The sequence below is a fragment of the Mesorhizobium sp. WSM4846 genome (assembly GCF_055811415.1).
In genome coordinates this window covers 1-22,879 of sequence record NZ_JBVVPZ010000014.1, presented here as the reverse complement: position 1 = coordinate 22,879, position 22,879 = coordinate 1, and the positions used below count along the sequence as shown (strand labels likewise).

General features: G+C 63.2%; 22 protein-coding genes, 1 pseudogene and 1 riboswitch. Of the genes and pseudogenes, 4 read left to right on the top strand and 19 right to left on the bottom strand.

The window, feature by feature from the left end:
* Nucleotides 1–40: 40 nt before the first annotated feature.
* From AC0L15_RS14230 to AC0L15_RS14140, 19 genes are all read right to left on the bottom strand, one after another.
* On the bottom strand, nucleotides 41–862 hold the full coding sequence (locus AC0L15_RS14230; RefSeq protein ID WP_287247326.1) for a biotin--[acetyl-CoA-carboxylase] ligase: 822 nt from the start codon (nucleotides 860–862) through the stop codon (nucleotides 41–43).
* Between the two features lie 4 nt (nucleotides 863–866).
* Nucleotides 867–2,303: an NADH-quinone oxidoreductase subunit NuoN gene (nuoN, locus tag AC0L15_RS14225; RefSeq protein ID WP_236377072.1), complete on the bottom strand. Its 1,437-nt coding sequence runs from the start codon at nucleotides 2,301–2,303 to the stop codon at nucleotides 867–869.
* A 19-nt stretch (nucleotides 2,304–2,322) separates the two neighbouring features.
* Nucleotides 2,323–3,828, bottom strand: a complete 1,506-nt coding sequence (locus AC0L15_RS14220) for an NADH-quinone oxidoreductase subunit M (protein ID WP_023798865.1) — start codon at nucleotides 3,826–3,828, stop codon at nucleotides 2,323–2,325.
* On the bottom strand, nucleotides 3,828–5,801 hold the full coding sequence (gene nuoL / locus AC0L15_RS14215; RefSeq protein WP_473496507.1) for an NADH-quinone oxidoreductase subunit L: 1,974 nt from the start codon (nucleotides 5,799–5,801) through the stop codon (nucleotides 3,828–3,830). Before nuoL ends, AC0L15_RS14220 begins: the two co-directional genes overlap by 1 nt.
* A gap of 11 nt (nucleotides 5,802–5,812) precedes the next feature.
* A complete protein-coding gene (gene nuoK / locus AC0L15_RS14210) occupies nucleotides 5,813–6,121 on the bottom strand; it encodes an NADH-quinone oxidoreductase subunit NuoK (RefSeq protein WP_023798863.1) in 309 nt (102 codons plus the stop codon).
* 1 nt (nucleotide 6,122) lies between these two features.
* Nucleotides 6,123–6,743 (bottom strand): NADH-quinone oxidoreductase subunit J, encoded by a 621-nt coding sequence (locus AC0L15_RS14205; RefSeq protein ID WP_091594336.1) that lies wholly within the window; start codon nucleotides 6,741–6,743, stop codon nucleotides 6,123–6,125.
* 234 nt (nucleotides 6,744–6,977) lie between these two features.
* Entirely contained in the window at nucleotides 6,978–7,469 is a 492-nt protein-coding gene (gene nuoI, locus AC0L15_RS14200; RefSeq protein WP_027156083.1) for an NADH-quinone oxidoreductase subunit NuoI, read from the bottom strand.
* Nucleotides 7,466–7,723 (bottom strand): hypothetical protein, encoded by a 258-nt coding sequence (locus AC0L15_RS14195; protein ID WP_027156084.1) that lies wholly within the window; start codon nucleotides 7,721–7,723, stop codon nucleotides 7,466–7,468. The genes nuoI and AC0L15_RS14195 overlap by 4 nt, the downstream gene beginning before the upstream one ends.
* The gene (gene nuoH, locus AC0L15_RS14190; RefSeq protein ID WP_023798860.1) at nucleotides 7,723–8,766 is read right to left on the bottom strand and encodes an NADH-quinone oxidoreductase subunit NuoH; all 1,044 of its coding nucleotides are present in this window, start codon (nucleotides 8,764–8,766) and stop codon (nucleotides 7,723–7,725) included. Before nuoH ends, AC0L15_RS14195 begins: the two co-directional genes overlap by 1 nt.
* Before the next feature lies 1 nt (nucleotide 8,767).
* Nucleotides 8,768–10,849, bottom strand: coding sequence for an NADH-quinone oxidoreductase subunit NuoG (gene nuoG / locus AC0L15_RS14185; protein ID WP_473496506.1), 2,082 nt, complete (start codon nucleotides 10,847–10,849; stop codon nucleotides 8,768–8,770).
* On the bottom strand, nucleotides 10,849–11,160 hold the full coding sequence (locus AC0L15_RS14180) for a pentapeptide repeat-containing protein (protein ID WP_473496505.1): 312 nt from the start codon (nucleotides 11,158–11,160) through the stop codon (nucleotides 10,849–10,851). Before AC0L15_RS14180 ends, nuoG begins: the two co-directional genes overlap by 1 nt.
* A gap of 8 nt (nucleotides 11,161–11,168) precedes the next feature.
* On the bottom strand, nucleotides 11,169–11,861 hold the full coding sequence (locus tag AC0L15_RS14175; RefSeq protein ID WP_287247330.1) for an NADH-ubiquinone dehydrogenase: 693 nt from the start codon (nucleotides 11,859–11,861) through the stop codon (nucleotides 11,169–11,171).
* Between the two features lie 202 nt (nucleotides 11,862–12,063).
* Nucleotides 12,064–13,368, bottom strand: coding sequence for an NADH-quinone oxidoreductase subunit NuoF (gene nuoF / locus AC0L15_RS14170; RefSeq protein WP_287192428.1), 1,305 nt, complete (start codon nucleotides 13,366–13,368; stop codon nucleotides 12,064–12,066).
* Nucleotides 13,369–13,378: 10 nt separating this feature from the next.
* The gene (nuoE, locus tag AC0L15_RS14165) at nucleotides 13,379–14,755 is read right to left on the bottom strand and encodes an NADH-quinone oxidoreductase subunit NuoE (protein ID WP_287247331.1); all 1,377 of its coding nucleotides are present in this window, start codon (nucleotides 14,753–14,755) and stop codon (nucleotides 13,379–13,381) included.
* A gap of 22 nt (nucleotides 14,756–14,777) precedes the next feature.
* Complete coding sequence (locus tag AC0L15_RS14160; RefSeq protein WP_287247332.1) at nucleotides 14,778–15,149, bottom strand: hypothetical protein; 372 nt, start codon at nucleotides 15,147–15,149, stop codon at nucleotides 14,778–14,780.
* 2 nt (nucleotides 15,150–15,151) lie between these two features.
* The gene (locus tag AC0L15_RS14155; RefSeq protein WP_287247333.1) at nucleotides 15,152–16,342 is read right to left on the bottom strand and encodes an NADH-quinone oxidoreductase subunit D; all 1,191 of its coding nucleotides are present in this window, start codon (nucleotides 16,340–16,342) and stop codon (nucleotides 15,152–15,154) included.
* A gap of 9 nt (nucleotides 16,343–16,351) precedes the next feature.
* On the bottom strand, nucleotides 16,352–16,954 hold the full coding sequence (locus AC0L15_RS14150; protein WP_473496504.1) for an NADH-quinone oxidoreductase subunit C: 603 nt from the start codon (nucleotides 16,952–16,954) through the stop codon (nucleotides 16,352–16,354).
* 5 nt (nucleotides 16,955–16,959) lie between these two features.
* Nucleotides 16,960–17,541, bottom strand: a complete 582-nt coding sequence (locus tag AC0L15_RS14145) for a NuoB/complex I 20 kDa subunit family protein (protein ID WP_027156092.1) — start codon at nucleotides 17,539–17,541, stop codon at nucleotides 16,960–16,962.
* Nucleotides 17,532–17,897, bottom strand: a complete 366-nt coding sequence (locus AC0L15_RS14140) for an NADH-quinone oxidoreductase subunit A (protein ID WP_023798850.1) — start codon at nucleotides 17,895–17,897, stop codon at nucleotides 17,532–17,534. Before AC0L15_RS14140 ends, AC0L15_RS14145 begins: the two co-directional genes overlap by 10 nt.
* Before the next feature lie 334 nt (nucleotides 17,898–18,231).
* Here AC0L15_RS14140 and AC0L15_RS14135 point away from each other — a divergent pair, with 334 nt between their 5' ends.
* The 4 genes and pseudogenes from AC0L15_RS14135 to AC0L15_RS14120 all read left to right on the top strand — a co-directional run.
* Complete coding sequence (locus AC0L15_RS14135; RefSeq protein ID WP_287235743.1) at nucleotides 18,232–19,431, top strand: winged helix-turn-helix domain-containing protein; 1,200 nt, start codon at nucleotides 18,232–18,234, stop codon at nucleotides 19,429–19,431.
* 29 nt (nucleotides 19,432–19,460) lie between these two features.
* Nucleotides 19,461–19,665: riboswitch (cobalamin riboswitch) on the top strand.
* A gap of 38 nt (nucleotides 19,666–19,703) precedes the next feature.
* Complete coding sequence (locus tag AC0L15_RS14130; protein ID WP_287235744.1) at nucleotides 19,704–20,138, top strand: DUF1636 family protein; 435 nt, start codon at nucleotides 19,704–19,706, stop codon at nucleotides 20,136–20,138.
* Nucleotides 20,135–21,172 (top strand): cobalamin biosynthesis protein CobW, encoded by a 1,038-nt coding sequence (gene cobW / locus AC0L15_RS14125; RefSeq protein WP_473496503.1) that lies wholly within the window; start codon nucleotides 20,135–20,137, stop codon nucleotides 21,170–21,172. Before AC0L15_RS14130 ends, cobW begins: the two co-directional genes overlap by 4 nt.
* Before the next feature lie 18 nt (nucleotides 21,173–21,190).
* Nucleotides 21,191–22,738, top strand: a pseudogene (locus tag AC0L15_RS14120) (cobaltochelatase subunit CobN); the annotation flags it as partial.
* Nucleotides 22,739–22,879: the final 141 nt, after the last annotated feature.

Below are 22,879 nucleotides of genomic sequence, written 5' to 3'. Positions count from 1 at the left end.
TGAGCCCGTAAAAAACTTGGCCTGCCAAACCTGGGGCCTGTCAAACCTGGGCCGACGCGACCGCACCGAAATGCACGTCGCCGGCGGCGATCGTCAGAACCGAACCCTCATCGTCGCGGATCACGAAACGGCAGTCCTCGTCAATGGTCTCGAACGTGCCGCGCACCACATTACCGTCAATTCTGACAGCAACCTGCCCGCCAAGCCCTGCCGCGCGCGCCAGCCAGCGCCGCCTGACGGCGGACAGCCCGCGCCCATCGTTCCACAGCCGCGCATTCTCGCTCCAGGCATCCGACAGCGCCAGAAACAATGTCTCGGCATCGCAAGCAGCGCCCAGCGCGCTAAGCGATGTCGCCGGATAAGGCAAATCCTTGGGGTATGCCACAACATTGACGCCGATGCCCACCGCCACCGCAAAGCGATCGCCTTCGAGTATCGCCGATTCCAGCAGGATGCCGGCAAGCTTGGCGCCGGAGGCGAGCACATCATTCGGCCATTTCAGCTCGAAACGGTTTTTGCCATCGCTGCCGCCGTCGAGGCCGATTGCGATCCTGCCCTTCGGCACGACGGCGTCGAGCGCATCGGCCAGCGCCAGCCCGGCGACGAAGCCGAGCGTCGCGGCCAGGCGAAGCTCGGCATTGGTGACCACCAGCAGCGTCGCCGCCAGGTTGCCCTCGGGCGTCGCCCAGACCCGGCCGCGCCGGCCACGCCCGCTTTCCTGTTTTTTCGAAACGACCCAGAGCTTGCCCGGATCTCCCGCCCGCGCATGGTCGAGCGCCAGCGCATTGGTGGAACCGACGGTGTCATGTGCCTCGAGCCGGAACCCTTCCGAGGCCGCTGTTGGAGCCAGCCGAAATGCCATCCCGTCAGAAGAATGTCTTGGCGGCGGCTTCGGCATAGGTGCCGATCGGCCCGCCGATCAGCACGTAGAACAGCACGAAGGCGCCGCAGACGCCAAGCACGATGCGAAGCTCGGTCGCCATCGGCACGAAGCCGCCGACCGGTTCGTCGAACCACATGATCTTAATGATCCGCAGATAATAATAGGCGCCCACCACCGAGGCCAGCACGCCGATGATCGCCAGCGCGTAGAGGTTGGCGTTGATGGCGGCAAGGAACACGTACCACTTCCCCCAGAAGCCGGCGAGCGGCGGAATGCCGGCCAGCGAGAACATCAGGATGGTCAGGATCGTCGCCATGATCGGATTGGTCGACGACAGCCCCGCGAGATCGCTGATCTGTTCGACATTGCCTTCCTTGCGCCGCATGGCGAGGATGAAGGCGAAGGTGCCGAGCGTCATCACCAGATAGATCAGCATGTAGATGGCAACGCCGCGCACGCCGGCCTGGCTGTTGGCGGCGAGGCCGACCAGGGCGTAGCCCATATGGCCGATCGAGGAATAGGCCATCAGCCGCTTGATGTTGGTCTGGCCGATCGCCGCAAAGGCGCCGAGCAGCATCGAGGCGATCGAGATGAAGACGATGATCTGCTGCCAGTCGGCGGCGATCGGCTGGAAGGCGTCCATGGTGACGCGCACGATCAGCGCCATCGCCGCCATCTTCGGCGCCGCCGCGAGGAAGGCCGTCACCGGCGTCGGCGCGCCTTCATAGACGTCGGGCGTCCACATGTGGAACGGCACCGCCGATATCTTGAAGGCGAGGCCGGCCAGCACGAAGACCAGGCCAAAGACCAGGCCAAGCTGCCGCTCGCCGCCACCAAGTGCTGCGGCGATCTCCTGGAAGCCGGTGTTGCCGGTGTAGCCGTAGACGAGGCTGATGCCGTAAAGCAGCATGCCCGACGACAGCGCGCCGAGGACGAAATATTTTAGCCCCGCCTCGGTCGAGCGCAGATTGTCCCGGTTGATCGCCGCCAGCACGTAGATTGCCAGCGACTGCAGTTCGAGGCCGAGATAAAGCCCGATCATGCCGTTGGCCGAGATCATCAGCATCATGCCGAGCGTGCACAGCAGGATCAGCACCGGATATTCGAACTTGTCGAAATGCTCCGCCTTGGCGAACCGCATCGACATGACCAGCGTCACCGCCGACCCGATCAGCGCCAGCACCTTCATGAAGCGGGCGAAGGGATCCTGGACGAAGGCTTCGCCGTAAGCGCTGCCCTGCCCGGTGGAAAAGATCGTCCAGACGCCGGCAACCACCAGGACGGCGACGGCAAGGCCGCTCACCGTGGTTGTGGTGTTGGCGCGCGAATAGGCGCCGAGCATCAGCAGCGCCAGGGCGCCGACGGCGAGGATCAGCTCTGGTGTCGACAGCGACAGGCTGGAGAGAAGGTCCGGCGTCATGGTTCGCAAACCTCTCGGGTCAGTTCGCCGCCGCGGTCTGCGCGGTGTCGATTGATGCGGTGACATTGGTGACGAGCGCCTTGACCGATGCGGCGGTCGCGTCGAAGACCGGCGCCGGGTAGACGCCGAAGAAGATGACCAGCACGGCCAGCGGGTAGATGATCACCTTCTCGCGCGTCGACAGGTCGAGCAGGCCTTTCAGGCTGTCCTTGGTCAGCGCGCCGAAGATCACCCGGCGATACAGCCACAGCGCATAGGCCGCCGACAGGATGACGCCGGTTGCGGCGAAGAACGCCACCCAGGTGTTGACCCGGAACACGCCGAGCATGGTCAGGAACTCGCCGACGAAGCCGCTGGTGCCGGGCAGGCCGACATTGGCCATGGTGAAGATCATGAACACGGTGGCGTATTTCGGCATGTTGTTGACCAGCCCGCCATAGGCGTCGATGTCGCGCGTGTGCATGCGGTCGTAGATGACGCCGACGCACAGGAACAGCGCGCCGGAGACCAGGCCGTGCGACAGCATCTGGAAGATCGCCCCCTGGACGCCTTCCTGGTTCATCGCGAAGATGCCCATGGTGACGAAGCCCATATGGGCGACCGACGAATAGGCGATCAGCTTCTTCATGTCCTCCTGCATCAGCGCCACCAGCGAGGTGTAGATGATGGCGACGACGGACAGCGCGAAGACCAGCGGCGCAAACATCTCCGAGGCGATCGGAAACATCGGCAGGGAGAAGCGCAGGAAGCCATATCCGCCCATCTTCAGCAGGATGGCGGCCAGGATCACCGAACCGGCCGTCGGCGCCTCGACATGCGCGTCCGGCAGCCAGGTGTGCACCGGCCACATCGGCATCTTCACGGCGAAAGACGCGAAGAAGGCGAGCCATAGCCAGGTCTGCATGGAGGCCGGGAAGTTGTGCGTCAGGAGCGTCGGGATGTCGGTGGTGCCGGACTGGAAGAACATCGCCATGATGGCAAGCAGCATCAGCACCGAGCCGGCCAGCGTGTAGAGGAAGAACTTGAACGAGGCGTAGACGCGCCGCTTGCCGCCCCACACGCCGATGATGATGAACATCGGGATCAGGCCGGCCTCGAAGAAAACGTAGAACAAGACGATGTCGAGCGCGCAGAACACGCCGATCATCAGCGTCTCCAGCAGCAGGAAAGCGATCATGTAGGCCTTGACGCGCTTCTCGATCGATTCCCACGAAGCCAGGATGCAGAGCGGCATCAGGAAGGTGGTCAGGATGACGAACAGCATGGAGATGCCGTCGACGCCCATATGGTAGGAGATGCCGGAATCCAGCCAGGCAAACTTCTCGACGAACTGGAAGCCGGGCTCCGCATTGTCGAAGCCGGTCCAGATGAACAGCGAGATGATGAAGGTGATACCAGTCGTCCACAAGGCAATGGCGCGGATGTTGCGGCGGGCATTCTCGCTGTCGTCGTTGATCAGCAGAATGAACAGCACACCAACCAGCGGCAGGAAGGTGACCAGCGAGAGGATCGGCCAGGCGGTCATCAGAGCATCATCCAGGTGACGAATGCGGCAACGCCGATCAGCATGGCGAAGGCATAATGATAGAGGTAGCCGGTCTGCAGCTTGATGACCCGGTTGGTGACGTCGACGACGCGCGCCGAAACCCCGTCCGGACCAAGTCCGTCGATCACGGTGCCGTCGCCGGTCTTCCACAGGAAGTGGCCGAGGCGTTTTGTCGGCCGCACGAACAGGAAGTCGAAGAGTTCGTCGAAATACCACTTGTTGAGCAGGAAGGCGTAGAGCCCGCGATGCTGCGCCGCCAGGTTCTTCGGCATCTCCGGCGCGCGGATGTAGAATTGCCAGGCAACCGCAAAGCCGATCAGCATGGCGACGAACGGCGACAGCTTCACCCAAAACGGCACTTCGTGGATGTCGTGCAGGATGTGGTTCTCCGGCAGCGTGAACAGCGACGCCTTCCAGAACTCGGCATAGCCCTCGCCGATGAAGGCGCCATGGAAGATCACGCCGGCGAACAGCGCGCCCGCCGCAAGGATGTACAGCGGCACCAGCATGACCGGCGGTGATTCATGGACGTGGTGCATGACCTCGTGGCTCGCCCGCGGCTGGCCGTGGAAGGTCATGAAGATCAAGCGCCAGGAATAGAAGCTGGTGAAGCAGGCAGCGACGACCAGCAGCACGAAGGCAAGGCCGGCGACCGGATTGTGCGTGGCAAAGGCGCTTTCGATGATCGCGTCCTTGGAGAAGAAGCCGGCGGTGCCGATGACCGTCACCGGAATGCCGACGCCGGTCAGCGCCAGCGTGCCGATCACCATCATCCAGTAGGTCTTCGGAATGAGCGTTCTGAGGCCGCCCATCCTGCGCATGTCCTGTTCATCCGAGACGGCATGGATCACCGAGCCCGAGCCGAGGAACAGCAGCGCCTTGAAGAAGGCGTGCGTGAACAGATGGAAGATCGCCGCGCCATAGGCGCCGACGCCGAGCGCCACGAACATGTAGCCGAGCTGCGAGCAGGTCGAATAGGCGATGACGCGCTTGATGTCGTTCTGGACGAGGCCGACGGTCGCCGCGAAGAAGGCGGTGAAGGCGCCGATGAAGGTGACCACGATCAGCGCCGAATGCGACAGTTCGAACAGCGGCGACAGCCGCGCCAGCATGAACACGCCGGCCGTCACCATGGTGGCGGCATGGATGAGCGCCGAGACCGGCGTCGGGCCTTCCATGGCGTCCGGCAGCCAGGTGTGCAGCGGCACCTGGGCCGACTTGCCCATGGCGCCCATGAACAGCAACAGACAGACGACGGTCATCGCAGCCTGCTTGTCGAGCGCATAGCCGAGGAAGGTCAATACGGCTGCGCCCTCCGGCGCGCCTTCGGCCGGAATGGACGTCGCCGCATTGGCGAAGATGGTGCCGAGATTGACCGAGCCGAACAGCACGAACACGCCGAAGATGCCGAGCGCGAAACCGAAATCGCCGACGCGGTTGACGACGAAGGCCTTGATCGCGGCGGCATTGGCCGACGGCTTCTTGTACCAGAAGCCGATCAGCAGATAGGAGGCGAGGCCGACGCCTTCCCAGCCGAAGAACATCTGCACGAGGTTGTCAGCCGTCACCAGCATCAGCATGGCGAAGGTGAACAGCGACAGATAGGCGAAGAAGCGCGGCCGGTTCGGGTCGTGGTGCATGTAGCCGATCGAGTAGATGTGGACCAGTGCCGACACCGTGTTGACGACGACCAGCATCACCACCGTCAGCGTATCGATGCGCAGCGCCCATGCGGCCTCCAGCCCGCCCGACTGGATCCAGCGCAGCACCGGCACGGTGAACACCTCGCCCTCGCCGAAGCCGACGGCGAAGAAGGCGACCCACGACAGCACGGCTGATATCACCAGGAAGCCGGAGGTGATGTATTCGGACGCCTTGGCGCCGAGCGACGTGCCGAACAGGCCGACGATCAGGAAGCCGAGCAGAGGAAGGAAGACGATGGCCTGATACATGGTGGTTTCCGTCAACCCTTCATCATGTTCACGTCTTCGACCGCGATCGAGCCGCGGTTGCGGAAGAAGACGACGAGAATGGCGAGGCCGATCGCCGCTTCAGCCGCTGCGACCGTCAGCACGAACAGCGCGAACACCTGTCCGACGAGATCGCCGAGCGCTGCCGAGAAGGCGACGAAATTGATGTTGACCGCGAGCAGGATCAACTCGATCGACATCAGGATGACGATGATGTTCCTGCGGTTGAGAAAAATGCCGAACACGCCGAGCGTGAACAGGATCGCCGATACGGTCAGATAATGTGCGATGCCGACGACCATCTCAGATTCCTTCGCCCGTCTTGACCTTGCGGATTTCCATCCCCGTTGCCGGCGTGCGGCCGACCTGGGCGGCGATCGACTGCCGCTTGATGCCCGGCTTGTGGCGCAGCGTCAGCACGATGGCGCCGATCATGGCGACCAGCAGCACAAGGCCGGCAATCTGGAAGTAGTAGAGGTAGTCGGTGTAGAGGATGTCGCCGAGCGCTGCCGTGTTCGAGCGCGCGGCAAGGTCCGGAATGGGTTTTGCAACCGTCGCCGCCAGTTGCGGCGCGAATGTATAGCCGCCGAGCACGACGATCAGCTCAGCCGCCAGGATCAGCCCGACCAGCGCGCCGATCGGCGCGTATTGCAGGGCGCCTTCTTTCATCTCGGCGAAATCGACGTCGAGCATCATGACGACGAACAGGAACAGCACCATGACCGCGCCGACATAGACGACGAGCAGGATCATCGCCAGGAACTCGGCGCCGGTCAGCATGAACAGGCCCGCGGCATTGAAGAAGGTCAGGATCAGGAACAGCACCGAATGCACGGGATTGCGCGCCGAAATGACCATGAACGCCGACGCCACCGCGACAAAGGCGAAGAGGTAGAAAAAAGCCGCCTCTAATCCATTCAGCATGGGTTCCCCCGGGGTTCCTGTCGGACCGGCTTTCGCACTGTCCGTTGTGTGCTTCGTTCCGCCTCCGGTGCCGAAGCCGCGTGTTTCTATCGCATGTTCCGATCGGGTTGAAAGACCCGATCGAAAGAAACATGCGACACTTTCAATTCCGGAGGATGATCTTGTCCGAAAAGTCTGCAACTTTTCGGGATCATCCTCTGGACGAGGCCCTTCGCCTCGTCCATGCGTCAAATGTCAGCGGTACGGCGCGTCCAGCGAGATGTTGCGCGCCAGTTCGCGCTCCCAGCGGTCGCCATTGGCCAGGAGCTTGTCCTTGTCGTAATAAAGTTCCTCGCGCGTCTCGGTCGCGAATTCGAAATTCGGCCCTTCGACGATGGCGTCGACCGGGCAGGCCTCCTGGCAGAAGCCGCAATAGATGCACTTCACCATATCGATGTCGTAGCGCACCGTGCGGCGGGTGCCGTCGTTGCGGCGCGGGCCGGCCTCGATGGTGATCGCCTGCGCCGGGCAGATCGCCTCGCACAATTTGCAGGCGATGCAGCGTTCCTCGCCGTTCGGGTAGCGGCGCAGCGCATGCTCGCCGCGGAAGCGCGGGCTGGTCGGCCCCTTTTCGTGCGGATAGTTGATCGTCTCCTTCGGCGCGAAGAACTGGCGCATCGACAGGAAGAAGGCGCTGACGAAATCCTGCAGCAGCAGGGATTTTGCGGCTTGGGCTAGCGGGCTCATTCAGCACCCCCAAAAATCTGTACTGCAGCGACTGCGCCGACAAATCCGAAAATGACAGGCATCAGGAAACGGTACACAAGCCTCGTAAGCGACGCCAACATCTGTTTATCCCAGCCAAGCACCGGCGCTCGGTAGTTTGCTGCCAACCTTTGGTCCTGTTGTCGCAAAACGTAGGGCAGCACAACGGCGTTGCCAAAGAGCGCAAAAAGCACGCCGACAGCTGCACCTAGAAAACCAACGGTCAGACTGCCCATCACGCAAACCCCGTGATCTTGAGGAACGCGGCGACGATCACCACCATCGCCAGCGAGATCGGCAGGAAGACCTTCCAGCCGAGCCGCATCAGCTGGTCGTAGCGGTAGCGCGGCACGAAGGCCTTCACCATCGAGATCATGAAGAACACCAGGCAGACCTTGAGCACGAACCAGATCAGACCCGGCACCCAGGTGAAGGGAGCGAAGTCGAAGGGCGGCAGCCAGCCGCCGAGGAACAGGATGGTGGCCAGCGCGCACATCAGCACGATGGCGACATATTCGCCGAGGAAGAACAGCAGGAACGGCGTCGACGAATATTCGACCATATGGCCGGCGACGAGTTCCGATTCGGCTTCCACCAGGTCGAAGGGCGGGCGGTTGGTTTCGGCCAGCGCCGAGATGAAGAAGATGACGAACATCGGGAACAGCGACAGCCAATGCCAGTCAAGGAAGGTGTTGGGCAGGCCAACCCTTGTGCCCAGGCCGTCCTGCTGCGACAGCACGATGTCGGACAGGTTGAGCGAGCCGACGCAAAGCAGCACGGTGACGATGACGAAGCCGATCGAGACCTCGTAGGACACCATCTGCGCCGCCGAGCGCAGCGCGCCGAGGAACGGATATTTCGAGTTGGACGCCCAGCCGCCCATGATCACGCCATAGACCTCGAGGGAGGAGATGGCGAAGACATAGAGAATGCCGACATTGACGTTGGCGATCGCCCAGCCCTCATTGACCGGGATCACCGCCCAGGCCGAGATCGCCAGCACCGCCGAAACCAAGGGCGCCAGCAGAAAAACGCCCTTGTTGGCGCCGGACGGAATCACCGGCTCCTTGAACACGAACTTCAGAAGGTCGGCGAAAGCCTGCAGCGTGCCCCATGGGCCGACGACGTTCGGGCCGCGGCGCAACTGCACCGCCGCCCAGATCTTGCGGTCCGCGTACAGGATGTAGGCGACGAAGATCAACAGCACGACGATCAGCACGACCGACTTCAGCAGGATGAGCAGCGCCGGCAGCACGTAGAAGGAGAAGAAGGTGTCCATGCTATTCCGCCGCCTGCCTAAAACCGTTTTTCGCCAGCGCCGAGCACTCCGCCATCACTGCGGAAGCCCGCGCGATCGGGTTGGTCAGGTAGAAATCCTTGACCGGCGAGGTGAAGCTGCCCTTGCCAAGCCGCCCGCCGAGCTTCGCCACCTTGGCGATATCGTCGGCATTGCCGGCCGCGACCTGGTCGATGCGGGCAAGATGCGGGTATTCGCCATAAAGCTTTGCGCGCAACTGCGGCAGCGAATCGAACGACAATCTCTTGCCCAGCACATCCGACAGCGCCCGCAGGATCGCCCAGTCCTCGCGCGCATCGCCCGGCGCGAAGCCGGCACGGTTGGTCTGCTGCACCCGGCCCTCGGTGTTGACGTAGGTACCCGATTTTTCGGTATAGGCGGCGCCCGGCAGGATGACGTCGGCGCGGTGCGCGCCGTGGTCGCCATGCGTGCCGATATAGACGACGAAGGCGCCGCCGGTGCTGGCCATGTCGATCTCGTCGGCGCCGAGCAGGAACAGCACCTCCATATCGCCCAGCATGCCGGCGACGTTCTTGCCGCCCTCGCCCGGCACGAAGCCGACATCGAGACCGCCGACACGCGCCGCCGCAGTGTGCAGCACGGCAAAGCCGTTCCAGTCGGCTCTCGCGGCATTGACCGCCAGGCTGAGCTTCGCCGCCTGGCCGAGCACGGACGCGCCGTCCGAGCGCGACAGCGCGCCCTGACCGACGATGACAAGCGGATGCGTCGCCTGCTTCAGCACCTGGAAGAATTTGCCGTTGGCGTCGGCCAAATCCTTCAGCGATTCCGGTCCGGCGCCGAGCTGCTCATAGTCGTAGCGCGTATCGCCGACATCGCCGATGACGCCGACCGGCAGGTTGCCGACCCGCCAGCGCTTGCGGATGCGGGCGTTGAGCAAGGACGCCTCGAAGCGCGGATTGGCGCCGATGATCAGCACCGCGTCGGCCTGCTCGATGCCCTCGATGGTCGGGTTGAAGAGATAGCTTGCCCGGCCGAGCGACGGATCGAGCGCGGCGCCATCCTGGCGACAGTCGGTGTTCTTCGAGCCGAGCGAGGCCATCAGCAGCTTCAGCGCATAGATCTCCTCGACGGCGGCGAGATCGCCTGATATGGCGCCGATCTTGTCGGGCGCGGTTCGCGACACCGCTTCCTTGATCGCGGAAAAAGCCTCGGCCCAGCTTGCCGGGGCCAGCTTGCCGTTCTTGCGGACATATGGCCGGTCGAGGCGCTGGGTGCGCAAGCCGTCCCAGATGAAGCGGGTCTTGTCGGAAATCCACTCCTCGTTCACCGCCTCGTTGGTGCGCGGCAGGATGCGCATCACCTCGCGGCCTCTGGAATCCACGCGGATCGCCGAGCCGACGGCGTCCATGACATCGATGGATTCGGTCTTGGTCAGTTCCCACGGCCGCGCCTGGAAGGCGTAGGGTTTGGAGGTCAGCGCACCGACCGGGCAGAGGTCGATGACGTTGCCCTGCAGTTCCGATGTCATCGCGCTTTCGAGATAGGTGGTGATTTCGGCGTCCTCGCCGCGGCCGATCAGGCCGAGCTCGGAAATGCCGGCAATTTCGGTGGTGAAGCGGACGCAGCGCGTGCAATGGATGCAGCGGTTCATGATCGTCTTGACCAGCGGCCCGATATACTTGTCTTCGACCGCCCGCTTGTTCTCGTGATAGCGCGAGGAATCGACGCCGAACGCCATCGCCTGGTCCTGCAGGTCGCACTCGCCGCCCTGGTCGCAGATCGGGCAATCGAGCGGATGGTTGATCAGCAGGAATTCCATCACGCCTTCCCGGGCCTTCTTGACCATCGGCGTGTTGGTGAAAATTTCCGGCGTTTCGCCATTCGGTCCCGGACGCAGATCGCGCACGCCCATGGCGCACGACGCCTGCGGCTTGGGCGGCCCGCCCTTCACCTCGATCAGGCACATGCGGCAATTGCCGGCGATCGACAGCCGCTCATGAAAGCAGAAGCGCGGCACTTCGGCGCCGGCGTCCTCGGCTGCCTGCAGCAGCGTGTAGTGGTCGGGTACAGTAATCTCTTTCCCGTCGACCTTGAGCTTTGCCATCAATTGCCCCCGGCGGTCTTCGCCGTCTCATATGCCTGGAACAGGTCTTCAAGGCTGATGCCGTTGATCATCATGCCCGCAACCTGCGCGTTTTCTATCTTCACGTTGCTTATGTTCACGTTGGTGAAATACGCATTCGAAAAATTGCCGTCTTCCACCTTGGTGTTGCTCAGGTTGGTGCGGTGGACCGTGGCCGCCGACAGGTTGACGTCGTGAAACCGGGTGTTCGACATGTTGACGTCATCGAAACTGGAATCGCTGACGATGGCGTTGCACACGTCGAGAACATCGCGCCTGTCGTGGACCTCCATCGCGTCGCCTACCTCTCGGCCTTGGCGGCCAGCGCCGCTGCCTGGCCAAGCCAGTTGTCGCGACCGATGCGGCCCTTGAACGACAGATAATCGTCGACCCAGGCGATCTCTTCCGGCGTCCATGTCGCGATCTGGCCGTAGGTCCAGATGCCCAGGCCGTTCAGCACCTGTTCCAGCTTCGGCCCGATGCCCGATATTGCCTTGAGGTCTGCCGGGTTTTCCGGACGATCCAGTGCCTTGGGCTGCTTGAAATCCTCCGGCATCAACCCGGCCGGTGCGGCAGCCGCATCCACCACGCTGCGTGCATCATCCATGCTGTTCGCGGCTATGTCATTCACGTTCCTGGCGAAGGACTGCGCCTCGGCGATCAAGGTTTTCGTCGCCGCGCGCGCCTTGGTCGAGGAGCTTGTCCCTGTCTGCGAAAAGCGTTCTACCCTGGCATCGAAATCGTCGACGATCGGCTGGAAGAGCCGCTGCGAGGCCTCGGCGGCTCCCGAGAGCACGCCCATCCACACCCCAAAGGCATGATTGGCAAGCCCGATGCCGAGCGCCGACACCGCTGCCGCACTCGCGACAGGGTGCGCCAGGAGATTGACGGCGCTGGCCATCTCCTTCGGCATCATCCTGGTCAGGTCCTGGTTCATCTTCTCGAACGGGTCCAAATCTGGCATCAAATGTTCGGGTCTCGAATTCAGCGACATAGGTAGTCTCCTGGTCGTTTCTTCCGTATGCCCCGGCCTGTTTCCTCAAATCGGGCACTTGCCCGTATTTCAGATCGGGCCCTCGCCCGTATCTCAAATCGGGCACTTGCCCGGATTTCAGATCGGGCTCTTGCCCGTATTTCAGATCGGGCACTTTTGCCCGTATCTCAAATCGGGCATTCGCCCGTCTTTCAACTCTCGTCTATTCCGCCGCCACCATCACCGGCTCTGCCCGGTGCGCATTGCGCGAAAACTCGTCGATACGCCGCTCCACCTCGCCGCGGAAATGCCGCATCAGGCCCTGGATCGGCCACGCCGCCGCATCGCCCAGCGCGCAGATCGTGTGGCCTTCGACCTGTTTGGTCACGTCGAGCAGCATGTCGATCTCGCGCTTCTGCGCCTCGCCGCGCACCAGCCGCTCCATCACCCGCCACATCCAGCCGGTGCCTTCGCGGCACGGTGTGCACTGGCCGCAGCTCTCGTGCTTGTAGAAGTAGGAAAGCCGGGCGATCGCCTTCACGATATCGGTCGATTTGTCCATGACGATGACAGCCGCCGTGCCGAGACCCGATTTCAGGTCGCGCAGCGCATCGAAATCCATCGGCGCGTCGATGATCTGCTCCGCCGGCACCAGCGGCACCGAAGCGCCGCCCGGAATGACCGCCAGCAGATTGTCCCAGCCGCCGCGAATGCCGCCGCAATGCGTCTCGATCAGCTCGCGGAACGGGATCGACATCGCCTCTTCGACGGTGCACGGATTGTTGACGTGGCCGGAGATGCAGAACAGCTTGGTGCCGACGTTGTTGGGCCGGCCGATGGACGAGAACCAGGCAGCGCCACGCCGCAAAATGGTCGGCGCCACCGCGATCGACTCGACATTGTTGACCGTCGTCGGGCAGCCATAGAGGCCGACATTGGCCGGAAACGGCGGCTTCAGCCGCGGCTGGCCCTTCTTGCCTTCGAGGCTTTCGAGCAGTGCCGTTTCCTCGCCGCAGATATAGGCGCCGGCGCCATGGTGCATGTAGATGTCGAAATCGTAGCCGGACGTGTTGTTCTTGCCGATCAGCTTGGCCGCATAGGCCTCGTCGATGGCGCGCTGCAGCGCCTCGCGCTCGCGGATGAACTCGCCGCGCACATAGATATAGGCGGCGATCGCGCCCATGGCGAAGCCGGCGATCAGGCAGCCCTCGACCAGCGTATGCGGATCGTGGCGCAATATGTCGCGGTCCTTGCAGGTGCCGGGCTCGGATTCGTCGGCGTTGACGACGAGATAGCTCGGCCGGCCGTCGCTCTGCTTGGGCATGAACGACCATTTTAGCCCGGTCGGGAAGCCGGCGCCGCCGCGGCCGCGCAGGCCTGATGCCTTCATCTCGTTGACGATCCAGTCGCGCCCCTTGGCGATGATGCCAGGCGTGTTGTCCCAGGCGCCGCGCGCCATCGCACCGGCCAGCGACTTGTCGAAGCGGCCGTAGATGTTATTGAAGATGCGGTCTCTGTCCTGAAGCATTGTTCGTCCCTCAGACCGGCTTCTTGCCGAAGACGCGGATATATTCGGCGATCCCGCCCTTGGCCAGCGCCTTGGCCTGCTTGACCCAGTCTTCGCGCTCGATGCGGCCGTGGAAACTGAGATAGCCATCGACCCACTCGCGCTCGGCCTTCTTCCATGACGCGACTTGCGCGTAGGTGAAGATACCAAGCGAATGCAGGATGCCTTCGATCTTCGGGGCGACGCCCGAGATCAGCTTGAGATCGTCGACCAGTGCCGGCCTCGCGATGCCGGCCGGACGGTTCTTGTCCTCGAGCGAAGGCTTGGCCGTCTTGGCATTGGTCGGCTTGGCACTGGTCGGCTTGGCACTGGTCGGCTTGGCATTGGTCGTCTTCGCGGCGGCCGTCTTACCGGCAGCGCCGAGCTGCGTGCCCTTGGCTTCCGGCGCCTTGAAAGCAGCCGCTGGCTCAGCCTTGACTATCGGACCACTGCGCTGTTTCAAAACCTTTTCGACTTCCGGCGCGGCCCTGTTGGCGTTGGCCGCCGAATGCCGCGGTGCTCTGACGCTCGCCGCCTTTTCCGTCTCCGGTGCGACCTTTGCCGGAGAAGGCGTCTCCAGCGCCGGGCTGGTTTCGGGCGCATCGGTCTTCGGCTTGCTGGCCTTCGACGGCGCAACGGGGCCGGCCGATGCCTGGGCCGGAGCCGCCGGCGCCGCGACAATTGCCGCTGGCGCGGGCTCCCTGGCGGCCTTGGCGGCTGCCTTGGCGTCCCTGTCGCGGGTCGTCTTCAGGATTGCCTTTTCGCTCTTCAGCGTCGTCAGGCCGGTGATCGGCTCGGAGGTGATGCGGCCGTTCTGCGGCCCCGGCGTCACCGAGGCGCCCTTGCCGGCATCATAGAGGTCGATGATCTCGGCAAGCCGCTCCGGCGTCAGATCCTCGAAAGTGTCCTTGAAAATCATCACCATCGGCGCGTTGACGCAGGCGCCGAGGCATTCGACCTCTTCCCACGACAGCGTGCCCTTGTCGTTGGTGTGGAACTGGTCGTGATGGATTTTCGAGCGGCACAGATCCATCAGCGCTTCCGAGCCGCGCAGCATGCAGGGCGTGGTGCCGCAGACCTGGATATGCGCGCGGGTGCCGACCGGATTGAGCTGGTATTGGGTGTAGAAGGTCGCGACTTCGAGCCCTCTGATGTAGGGCATGCCGAGCATGTCGGAGATCGTCTCGATCGCCGCCTTGGTCACCCAGCCTTCCTGCTCCTGCGCCAGCATCAGCAACGGGATGATCGCCGACTGCTCGCGGCCCTTCGGATACTTCTTGATCCATTGCTTCGCCGCTGCCGCATTCGCCCGGTTGAAGGCGAAGGAGACTGGCTGGAGGCTGGCTTCTGCGAGACGGCGGACTGACATGGAGTTTCGCTTTATTTGTTTCTTACTGAATCGAGCTGGAGACGCGATAGCAGTTCTCGGATTGCCCTAACACGCACACAAACTCTTCTTTCCCGCGCTTCAGGCGGATGTATTCGTCGTAACGATCGCCAACCCAGGAGACACAATAGGGCCGTGGCCGGCTGGGCACCTGGGCAACGAACGAATCCAGCTGGCACTGCGGAAAGGAATGAAGGACAATCCCGTCATCCAACGGTGCATGTCTCTCGAACGTGCGCCCCATCAATAAGTCACCTTCCGCAACCAGCTCAAACCCAATCTTCAGCAGGTCTCGTGACAGCAGCCGATCATCGGGGCCCCAAGCAGGAACTTGGGCCGCCATTGTCAGGACCGCTGCGGTGACAAGCGCGTTCATTGCTACCGGTCCACCTCACCAAACACGATGTCGAGGGAGCCGAGAACGGCGGTGACGTCGGCCAGCATGTGGCCGCGGCACAAAAAGTCCATGGCCTGCAGATGCGCGAAGCCGGGCGCGCGCAGCTTGCAGCGATAGGGTTTGTTGGTCCCGTCCGAGACCAGATAGACGCCGAACTCGCCTTTTGGGGCTTCGACCGCCGCATAGACTTCGCCGGCCGGCACGCGATAGCCTTCGGTGTAGAGCTTGAAGTGATGGATCAGCGCCTCCATCGAGCGCTTCATCGCCGCGCGCTTCGGCGGCACCACCTTGCCGTCGAGGTTCGACACCGGCCCGCTGCCTTCCTTGCCGAGCAGCAGGTCGATGCACTGGCGCATGATTTTCGCCGACTGGCGCATCTCTTCCATGCGCACGAGATAACGGTCGTAGCAGTCGCCGTTCTTGCCGATCGGAATGTCGAAATCCATCTCGGCATAGCATTCATAGGGCTGCGACTTGCGCAGATCCCAGGCGACGCCGGATCCACGCACCATGACGCCGGAAAAACCCCAGGCCCAGGCATCGGCCAGCGAGACGGTGCCGATATCGACATTGCGCTGTTTGAAGATGCGGTTGCCGGTGAGCAGTGCGTCGAGGTCGTCGAGCGATTTCAGGAACGGATCGATCCAGTTGCCGATGTCCTCGACCAGCTGCTGCGGCAGGTCCTGGTGGACGCCGCCGGGCCGGAAATAGGCTGCATGCATGCGCGAACCGCTGGCCCGCTCATAGAACACCATCAGCTTTTCGCGCTCGACAAAACCCCACAGCGGCGGCGTCAGCGCGCCGACATCCATTGCCTGCGTCGTCACATTGAGAATGTGCGACATGATGCGGCCGATCTCGCAATAGAGCACGCGGATCAATTGGCCGCGCTTCGGCACCTCGATGCCGAGCAGCCGCTCGGCGGCAAGCGCGAAGGCATGCTCCTGGTTCATCGGAGCGCAATAGTCGAGCCGGTCGAGATAGGGCACGGCCTGCAAATAGGTCTTGGCTTCGATCAGCTTCTCGGTGCCGCGATGCAACAGCCCGATATGCGGATCGACGCGATCGACGACTTCGCCGTCCAACTCAAGAACCAGCCTCAAAACACCATGCGCTGCAGGGTGTTGAGGTCCAAAGTTGATGTTAAAATTGCGGACGGAGGTTTCAGCCATTCTGGCGTCTCAATTCGTCTTGGCTTTCTCGTCGCCCGGCAGAACGTAGTCCGTCCCTTCCCATGGCGAGAGAAAATCGAAATTGCGGAATTCCTGCTTGAGCTCGACCGGCTCGTAGATGACCCGCTTGGCTTCGTCGTCGTAGCGCACCTCGACGAAACCGGTCAGTGGGAAATCCTTGCGCAGCGGATGACCTTCGAAGCCGTAGTCGGTCAGGATCCTGCGCAAATCGGGATGGCCCGAAAACAGCACGCCATAGAGATCGTAGGTTTCGCGCTCGAACCAGTCTGCGCCGGGATAAACGCCGGTGATCGACGGCACCACCGTCTCCTCGTCGGCCTGGACCTTGATGCGGATGCGAATGTTCTGCTTCGGCGACAGCAGGTGATAGACGACGTCGAAGCGCTTGGCCCGCGACGGATAATCGGCGCCGCAGACGTCGATGATCGAGATGAACTGGCATTTTGGATCGTCGCGCAGGAAGCTCACCACCTCGATCAGATCGTGCGGCTCGAGCGAGATCGTGAGTTCGCCATAGGCAAGCACCGCATCGCCGATCCGGCCGCTCAGCTTCTCGCCGAGATAGGTCGAGAGTTCATTCAGGCTCATCATCGCGCTCACCGTTCGATCGTGCCGGTGCGGCGGATCTTCTTTTGCAACAGAAGGATGCCGTAGAGCAGCGCTTCCGCGCTCGGCGGACAGCCGGGCACATAGATGTCGACCGGCACGACGCGATCGCAGCCGCGCACCACCGAATAGGAATAGTGGTAGTAGCCGCCGCCATTGGCGCAGGAGCCCATCGAGATGACGTAGCGCGGTTCCGGCATCTGGTCGTAGACCTTGCGCAGCGCCGGCGCCATCTTGTTGGTCAGCGTGCCGGCGACGATCATGATGTCGGACTGGCGCGGCGAGGCGCGCGGCGCAACGCCGAACCTCTCCGAGTCATAGCGCGGCATCGAGGTGTGGATCATCTCGACCGCACAGCAGGCAAGACCGAAGGTCATGAACATCAGCGAGCCACTGCGCGCCCAGGTGATCAGCGCCTCGGTCGAGGTGACGAGAAAGCCCTTGTCGGCCAGTTCGTTGTTGATCTCGAGGAAGAAAGGATCATTCGCCCCCACCGGCTTTCCGGTGCTGGGGTCGAGAATGCCTTTTGGCTTCGGCGCGACAAGCGTGCCGGAATTGTCGCTCAATCCCATTCCAGCGCTCCTTTCTTCCATTCATAGGCAAAGCCGATGGTCAGCACCGCCAAAAACACCATCATCGACCAGAAGCCGAGCATGCCGATCTGGCTGAAAGACACTGCCCACGGAAACAGGAAGGCCACTTCCAGATCGAAGATGATGAACAGGATCGACACCAGGTAGAAGCGGATATCGAACTTCATGCGGGCATCGTCAAAGGAGTTGAAGCCGCATTCATAGGCGGAAAGCTTCTCCGGATCGGGATTGCGGTAGGCCACCAGGAAGGGTGCGGCAAGCAGCGCCAGGCCGACGACCAGCGCCACGCCGATGAACAGGACGATGGGCAGGTACGAACTCAACAATGCGTTCATGCTGCAGCTTTCCGTTGGCGGCCAATCCACTCTGATTACAGCACCGGACCCACTTGCGGAAGCGTGACAGTTTAACCACTGAACCGTTTTAGGGGGCTCTATGCTGCAACGCGGCGAGGGTTAGCGCAGGGCTTTCGGCGAAGCAAGTCAAACCTTGTTCAAAACACGGTGCTCGACGGCATATCCGAATAAACTGGTCCGATCCGCTCCTGTTTGATTTCCTTCACTTTTTACTCCACTTTTCTCTCCTGACATAGATGCCGCCAAAACCCTGCTAGCATGGTGCGGAATCATCGCTCCCACCTTTGGTCGAACCCGACAGAGTGCCGTCTGCATGAAGGAAAAAATCTCGCTCGCCATGGCCCGGCGCATCGCGCTTGCCGCACAGGGGTTTGCCGATCCTCGCCCTAACGGCACGCCCGATCGCCGCCATCTGGCCCGTGTGCTTGCCCGGACCGGTCTGCTGCAGATCGATTCCGTCAGCGCGGTGGTGCGTGCCCATTATATGCCGCTCTATTCGCGGCTTGGCCCCTACCCGCTCGCCCTGCTCGACAACGCCGCGGTGACGCGCAAGCGCAAAGTCTTCGAATATTGGGCGCACGAAGCCTCCTTTCTGCCGGTCGAAACCTATCCGCTGATGCGCTGGCGCATGGAGCGGGCCGAACGTGGCGAGGAAATGTATAATGGGCTGGCCAAGTGGGGCCGAGAGCGCGCCGCCTACATTGAAGACATCTTTCGCGAGGTCGTCGAACGCGGCCCGATCGCCGCTTCCGCCCTGGAAGGCCAGAAAGGCTCAGGCGGCTGGTGGGGCTGGAGCGACGCCAAGCACGCTTTCGAATGGCTGTTCTGGGCCGGCCGTATTACCACCGCGTCGCGTCGTGGCTTCGAGCGGCTTTATGATCTGCCGCAGCGCGTGCTGCCGCCGGCGATACTTGCCCTGCCAGTGCCATCGCCTGAGGATGCGCACCGCGAATTGCTGCGCATTTCCGCCCGCGCCCACGGCGTCGCCACAGCAGGCGACCTGCGCGACTATTTCCGCCTCTCTCCCGCTGATATCAAAGGCCGCATCGAGGAACTGGTCGACGCCGGCGACCTCTTGCCGGTGACCGTCGAAGGCTGGAGCAAGCCGGCCTATCTTCACAAGGACGCTCGTTTTCCGCGCAAGATCGAGGCGCGCGCCTTGCTCGCTCCGTTCGATCCGGTTGTCTTCGAACGGACGCGTACGGAAAGACTGTTCGACTTCCGCTATCGCATCGAGATCTACACCCCTGCTGAAAAGCGCCAATACGGCTATTATGTGCTGCCGTTCCTGCTCGGCGAAAGGATCGTGGCGCGCATCGACCTTAAGGCTGACCGCCCGGCCGGCGTGCTGCGCGTCCATGCCGCCTATGCCGAACCCGGCGCGCCGCCGCAAACCGCCGCCGAACTTTTTGAGGAATTGCAGCTGATGCAGGGCTGGCTCGGGCTCGAACGCATCGAGGTGACGCCTGCGGGGGATCTGGGTTCGGCTCTCGCCGACATTGCGGCGTCGTAGACGTGCGTTGACACGACTGCCTCCACAAGCCTAAATCCGGTTCAGACGGTCTCCTTCTCGGCAAAGGGAGGAGCCAAGAGGGAATGCGGTGCGAAATCTCGATTTCAAATCCGCGGCTGTCCCCGCAACTGTAAGCGACGAGCCAAGGCCGATAACCACTGGGAAAATCCCGGGAAGGCGGCACCAGGGCGATGACCCGCGAGCCAGGAGACCTGCCGTCTAGGACATAAAAATCCGATCGCCTGGCGGGTTTTCCGGGCAAGGAGCCTAATTTGGAACGCGACAGCAGTTTTTCGGCTGAGACAGCGGGCGTATTGTCCGGCGATGATGATGCTCTGGCCGACGTCACCGTGATCGTCTGCGCCTCCTGCCGTGACGAGACCGGCTCCGACGGCCATCCTCGCGCCGGCGAATTGTTGGCCGAAGACACGCGCCGCGCCGCCTCTGGCGAAAACATCCGTATCCGCAGCGTCGAATGCCTCGGCAACTGCAAGCGCCGCCTCAGCGCCGCTATCCTGCGCGACGGCTGCTGGAGCTATGTCTTTGGCGACCTGAGCGCGACCAGCGGCGCCGATCTCATCACCGGCGCAAAACTCTTCGCCACCTCGACCGACGGTCTCATTCCATGGCGCGGCCGGCCCGATTGCCTGAAGCGCGGCCTCGTCGCTCGCATCCCTCCCCTCGACCTTTTGAAGGACCAGATATGACCACTTCCGTCTTGCGCGTGCCCTGCACCGTCGTCACCGGCTTCCTCGGCGCCGGCAAGACGACGCTGATCCGCCATCTGCTCGAAAACGCTGGCGGCAAGCGGCTGGCCATCATCGTCAACGAGTTCGGCGACATCGGCATCGATGGCGAGATTCTTAAGGGATGCGGCATTGACACCTGCCCTGAGGAAAACATCGTCGAACTGGCCAATGGCTGCATCTGCTGCACCGTCGCCGACGATTTCGTCCCGGCGCTCGACCAGATCCTGTCGCTGACGCCCAGGGTCGACCATATCCTGATCGAAACCTCCGGGCTGGCGCTGCCCAAGCCGCTGGTCCAGGCCTTCCAGTGGCCGACGGTGAAGAGCCGGGTGACGGTCGACGGCGTCATTGCCGTGGTCGACGGACTGGCGCTGGCCGAAGGCCGCGTTGCCAACGACATGGACGCCCTGCAGGCGCAGCGCGCGCAGGACGAGACGCTCGACCACGACGATCCGGTCGAGGAGGTGTTCGAGGACCAACTCGCCTGCGCTGACCTGATCATACTGTCGAAAAGCGACCTGATGGACGCCGCCGGTTCGGCCCGCGCCAATGCCATCATCGGCAAGCACGCCGCCCGCGCGGTGAAGATCGTGCCGACCTCGCAGGGCAAGGTCGATCCCTCCGTGCTGCTCGGCCTCGGCCTTGCCGTCGAGGACGACATAGAGAACCGCAAGACCCACCACGATGACGAGCTCGATCACGAGCATGACGATTTTGACTCGTTCGTCATCGACATTCCGTCGATTGCCAATCCCGATGAGCTGGCTTTGCGTGTCGCCACGGCGGCGGAGGAAGAAAACGTGCTGCGCGTAAAAGGCTTCGTCGAGGTCGGCGGCAAGCCGATGCGGCTGTTGCTGCAGGCTGTCGGGCCGCGCGTCAACCACTACTACGACCGCGCCTGGACCGCCGACGACGACCGCCGCTCGCGCCTCGTCGTCATCGGCCTGAAAGGGCTGAACCGCCCGGCCATCGAGCGTATTCTCGCCGGCTGACCTCAGGCACGAGCCGCCATGCACATCCTCACCACCACATCCGCCTCGCTCGACGATCTCGCCGAGCCTGTCGATCTCAGGCAGACGCCTGCGGATGTCGTGGCGCTGTCCTTCACCGACAGCGACCTGGCCGGGCTGGCGGCGGCATGGAAAGCGGACGCGGATCGGCTGCCGTCGATGCGGCTGGCCGCCTTGCGCGATCTGCGCCATCCGATGTCCGTCGACCTGTGGATCGACAGCGTCGCCCGGCACGCCAGGGTTGTTCTGGTTCGCATCCTCGGCGGTTACGACTGGTGGCGCTACGGCTGCGACCAGCTCGCCTCGACCGCCCGCGCGCACGGCATAAAACTGGCGCTGCTGCCCGGCGAATGCCGCGACGAGGATTTGCGGCTGATCGAAGGCTCGACGCTGCCGCGCCAGGAACTCGACGGCCTGCTCGGCTATTTCCGCGAAGGCGGCCCGGAGAATATGACGGCGCTGGTGCGGAGGCTGGCAAGTCTCGCCGGATCAGATGTGGCGGTCGCGGAGCCTGTCAGCGTGCCAAAAGCCGGCTACTATCAACCGGGACTGGGGGTCGTCGAGCACGACGTCCCCCTCCCCCTCGAGGGGAGGGTCCGGCCGCAGTCCGGGGGTGGGGTCGCCTGTGAAGTGCGCCAACACTCTGAAGTGCGCCAACAGCAAACAACGTCGAGCACTGCCGCAACGACCCCGCCCGGCCCTGCGGGCCACCCTCGCCTCGAGGGGGAGGGGGACGTCGTGCCCATCCTCTTCTACCGCTCGATGCTGCTCGCCGCCGATGTCGCGCCGATCGACGCGCTTTTTGAAGCGCTGCGGCAGCGCGGCATGGCCCCCGTGCCGATCTTCGTCTCCAGCCTCAAGGACCCAGCCTCGCTCGCCTTTGTCGAAACCGCGCTTGCCACGCTAAAGCCGGCCGCCATCATCACCGCGACCGCGTTCGCCTCGGGTGCTGAGCCCGGCGTCGAAACCCCGTTCGACCGCGCCGGCGTTCCTGTCTTCCAGGTCATCGTCGCGACGACACGCCGTGACATCTGGCAAGACAACCAGCGCGGCCTGGCGCCCGCCGACCTCGCCATGCATGTCGTCCTGCCGGAACTCGATGGCCGCATCCTTGCCGGCGCCGTTTCCTTCAAGGGCGAAAGCGAGGTCGATCCCGCATTGGCTTTCCGCGCCTTCGCCAACCGGCCGGAGCCGGACCGGGTCGCGCAGGTGGCGAACCGTGTCGAGGCGTTCGTGCGCCTGCAGCGCACGCCGCGCGAAAAACGCAAGCTCGCCATCCTGATCCCCGACTATCCGAGCGCCCCCGGCCGCACCGGCTACGCCGTCGGCCTCGACGTGCCGTCCAGCGTGCTGGCGATGCTGCACGACCTGAGCGAACAGGGCTACGTCGTTGAAGGGATTCCGCAAACGCCGCGTGCGTTGCTGGAGATGCTGGAGTCGGCCGAGCAAGGGTTGGCCTTGAAGGAGTATCTGACCTTCTCGAAGGAATTGCCGCCGGCGGCCGTCGCTGCGGTAGAGGCCGCGTGGGGGAATGCAGAAGATGAGACAGGTTTGTGCGAGGCGCCCCCCCCGGGGGGGGGGGGGGGTTTGGGGGGGGGGGGGGGGGGGGGGAGACCCCCCCCCCCCCCCCCCCATTGAACAGCCCCCCCCCCCCCAGGGGCAACAACCCCCCGGCGGGGCCCCCCCCCC

Excerpts from the sequence above, each read along its gene's own strand:
- AC0L15_RS14205 (WP_091594336.1), bottom strand. The coding sequence starts at position 6,743 with ATGCTGAATGGATTAGAGGCGGCTTTTTTCTACCTCTTCGCCTTTGTC.
- AC0L15_RS14195 (WP_027156084.1), bottom strand. The coding sequence starts at position 7,723 with ATGGGCAGTCTGACCGTTGGTTTTCTAGGTGCAGCTGTCGGCGTGCTT.
- nuoL (WP_473496507.1), bottom strand. The coding sequence starts at position 5,801 with ATGTATCAGGCCATCGTCTTCCTTCCTCTGCTCGGCTTCCTGATCGTC.
- nuoK (WP_023798863.1), bottom strand. The coding sequence starts at position 6,121 with ATGGTCGTCGGCATCGCACATTATCTGACCGTATCGGCGATCCTGTTC.
- cobW (WP_473496503.1), top strand. The coding sequence starts at position 20,135 with ATGACCACTTCCGTCTTGCGCGTGCCCTGCACCGTCGTCACCGGCTTC.
- AC0L15_RS14220 (WP_023798865.1), bottom strand. The coding sequence starts at position 3,828 with ATGACCGCCTGGCCGATCCTCTCGCTGGTCACCTTCCTGCCGCTGGTT.
- nuoF (WP_287192428.1), bottom strand. The coding sequence starts at position 13,368 with ATGCTTCAGGACAGAGACCGCATCTTCAATAACATCTACGGCCGCTTC.
- nuoE (WP_287247331.1), bottom strand. The coding sequence starts at position 14,755 with ATGTCAGTCCGCCGTCTCGCAGAAGCCAGCCTCCAGCCAGTCTCCTTC.
- AC0L15_RS14230 (WP_287247326.1), bottom strand. The coding sequence starts at position 862 with ATGGCATTTCGGCTGGCTCCAACAGCGGCCTCGGAAGGGTTCCGGCTC.
- AC0L15_RS14175 (WP_287247330.1), bottom strand. The coding sequence starts at position 11,861 with ATGTCGCTGAATTCGAGACCCGAACATTTGATGCCAGATTTGGACCCG.
- nuoG (WP_473496506.1), bottom strand. The coding sequence starts at position 10,849 with ATGGCAAAGCTCAAGGTCGACGGGAAAGAGATTACTGTACCCGACCAC.
- AC0L15_RS14150 (WP_473496504.1), bottom strand. The coding sequence starts at position 16,954 with ATGATGAGCCTGAATGAACTCTCGACCTATCTCGGCGAGAAGCTGAGC.
- AC0L15_RS14180 (WP_473496505.1), bottom strand. The coding sequence starts at position 11,160 with ATGGAGGTCCACGACAGGCGCGATGTTCTCGACGTGTGCAACGCCATC.
- AC0L15_RS14140 (WP_023798850.1), bottom strand. The coding sequence starts at position 17,897 with ATGAACGCATTGTTGAGTTCGTACCTGCCCATCGTCCTGTTCATCGGC.
- AC0L15_RS14155 (WP_287247333.1), bottom strand. The coding sequence starts at position 16,342 with ATGGCTGAAACCTCCGTCCGCAATTTTAACATCAACTTTGGACCTCAA.
- AC0L15_RS14135 (WP_287235743.1), top strand. The coding sequence starts at position 18,232 with ATGAAGGAAAAAATCTCGCTCGCCATGGCCCGGCGCATCGCGCTTGCC.
- AC0L15_RS14145 (WP_027156092.1), bottom strand. The coding sequence starts at position 17,541 with ATGGGATTGAGCGACAATTCCGGCACGCTTGTCGCGCCGAAGCCAAAA.
- nuoN (WP_236377072.1), bottom strand. The coding sequence starts at position 2,303 with ATGACGCCGGACCTTCTCTCCAGCCTGTCGCTGTCGACACCAGAGCTG.
- nuoI (WP_027156083.1), bottom strand. The coding sequence starts at position 7,469 with ATGAGCCCGCTAGCCCAAGCCGCAAAATCCCTGCTGCTGCAGGATTTC.
- nuoH (WP_023798860.1), bottom strand. The coding sequence starts at position 8,766 with ATGGACACCTTCTTCTCCTTCTACGTGCTGCCGGCGCTGCTCATCCTG.
- AC0L15_RS14160 (WP_287247332.1), bottom strand. The coding sequence starts at position 15,149 with ATGAACGCGCTTGTCACCGCAGCGGTCCTGACAATGGCGGCCCAAGTT.